General features: G+C 54.1%; 3 protein-coding genes. All 3 read right to left on the bottom strand.

What is annotated here, in order from left to right; all coding sequences use genetic code 11:
* A partial coding sequence (locus B5F35_RS17990; RefSeq protein WP_242969589.1) for a DNA methyltransferase occupies positions 1-321 on the bottom strand: 321 nt, incomplete at its 3' end.
* Entirely contained in the window at positions 318-1,346 is a 1,029-nt protein-coding gene (locus tag B5F35_RS17985; RefSeq protein ID WP_087243043.1) for a helix-turn-helix domain-containing protein, read from the bottom strand. The genes B5F35_RS17990 and B5F35_RS17985, both read right to left, overlap by 4 nt.
* 67 nt (positions 1,347-1,413) lie before the next feature.
* Positions 1,414-2,040 (bottom strand): toprim domain-containing protein, encoded by a 627-nt coding sequence (locus B5F35_RS17980; protein WP_242969590.1) that lies wholly within the window; start codon positions 2,038-2,040, stop codon positions 1,414-1,416.
* Positions 2,041-2,159 lie beyond the last annotated feature (119 nt).

Genomic DNA, 2,159 nt, shown 5'->3' with positions numbered 1-2,159 from the left:
GGTATGTCCATGCTTGTTTCTTGTGCCAGCTGGCGGCTGCGGGCCGGAATCAGCGGCATAGCTGTCCCCCATGTTGAGCCATAGAGTCCCATCAGGGCGAAGGACACGCGCTGCTTCCCGGAAAACGCGCACCATGGCAGCGAGGTACGCGGGAACAGATCCCTCCAGCCCCATTTGTCCCTCCACACCGTAATCTCGCAGGCCGTAATAGGGCGGAGAGGTAACGCATACATGAGCGCAGTGATCCGGTAAGGCACGCAATCCCTCCAATGCGTCAGCCTGTAAAAGAAGCCCCATATCCAAAAAATCAATCCGGTTCATGGATTCCCTTCCTCCTGCTTTCGGAGACACGAAGGCCAGGCAAAATAGTCGGAAAAGAAAGAACAGCCGCCGATTTTCAACCATTCACCACGACGCAACCCATGCATGATTGACCAATCAGAGCGCATGAAAGGTGCTTGTATATTCTTCCACTCATCTTCCGGGATAGATCTGTTTATTCCTGTCAGACTAACCGTAACCTTCGTTAAGACGTTAGTTCCTTGGGGTGTCAGCTGGGCGCAGGGGGAGGGTGTCAGGGAGAGAACAAATGCAGGGTGATTCCGGATTTTCCGCAAAAAGCGCGGGAATCTGGCCACCGATGCGCGCCGAAGCGCCCTGTTTTTTGCAGGCGGTAAGGATACAGCATGTAAGGCCAGCAGGGAAACGGCAATCATGCAGCGCAGAGCGGCGCTGGACAGCTTACGGCAAGGGGAGGTCAGCACAAACAGATTGGCGCGTGTACCGTGATGGCCATACTTCGCCCAGCGTGTTTGCCGGATACGGCGCAGAAATCCTTCCCGGCAAAGCAGAGAAAGACTTTTCGTCACTGTTGACGAAGTGACGCCGCAGGCGTCGGCAATCGTCTTGCGGGAAGCGGAGCACTCGCGCACACGTCCGGCAAGGGAGGTAAGAAAGGAATAAATCCGGCAGGCGAGAGAGGGAAGCTGCACGGCGACAGGGTTAATAGGAAACAGGCGCACCTTGCCCTGCTCTTTGACGGAAGATGGATTCTGAGTATCTTCCATACGGAGCTGTGGACAGTCCAGTATGGTGTAGCGGTTGGAGGTCTGCCGTCCGTTCTCGCGGAAGCGGGACACGATGGCGATCAATCCTTCCTGTACGAGTTCACGAGTGGCGCGGACAACGCCGGACAGAGACAAGGCAGTTTTTTCCGCGATCGTCCTTTTGGAAACGAAGCATTCGCGTGTGCTGTTGTTGGCGTACTGACAGAGAATCAGATATACTTTATATGCTTTTGTGCTGATAGAGGCTTCCAGAGCCACTGTGCTGCCGGTAATATACATTTGTCAATCCTCCTAATAAAACGCCAGCCGCCCTTTTGGGGGCGGCTGGCACTTCTTTTCCCAGGCCTTAACGCTGCGGCATGGGAGTATTTCTTTGCTGCTGTAGTTCAGGCGGCTGGATGCCGCGCAGTTTCTTCAAAACATCGTTCCAGTCATTCTCCGATGGAATATGAACTGAGATTTGATAGCGGTCGCCATACGTTTGCTTCAAACGTTCTGTTGCGCGTTCTCCGGCCTTTTCCTTATGTTTTCCGTCATCGTCCCGGTTCAGGCCCAGACGTATCTCGCTGATTTCCGGGTGGTTGGTAAGAAAGTTTTCAAGGCCAAAGGACACATTTGCGCCCCCGAGAGCCAGAATGGGATAATTCTTATAGAAGCTGCCGGTCATCGTACAGAGATCCCGGTAGCTCATGGCTTCGATGGGAGACTCCACAATGACTACTCCTTTTGCTCCTGCGCTTCCCGGAAGCAGAAACGGCCACTTTTTGTTGCTGCCTGGCATGTCCATCATAAACCGCTTCCCAACGGAGTTCATGCTGCGCAGCGAGCAGTACCGGGGGTAGCTGTCGCTGTCATAGCCAATCATGGCAAGCCGCTGCTTTTCCTGTAAAAATCCCTGCTGTGCCAGCTGAGAGGCTTCGTTCCCCGTTATGCAAAAGGCAGTCTGACTTTGCGAAAGCAGGTTACGGTTCATTCTCAAAAATAAATTCCACGGGATTTTCGCCATCCACCAGCTTGGTCTGCGGCGTGGGATCGAGCACATAGCCGTCCGGCACGGCAATTTCCGTGACGGTGATATAGCCGCTCGGTACG

Source organism: Anaeromassilibacillus sp. An200 (assembly GCF_002160025.1).
In the GTDB taxonomy this organism is placed as follows: Bacteria; Bacillota; Clostridia; order Oscillospirales; family Acutalibacteraceae; genus Caccousia; species Caccousia stercoris.
This window is presented reverse-complemented; position numbering and strand designations above follow the sequence as displayed.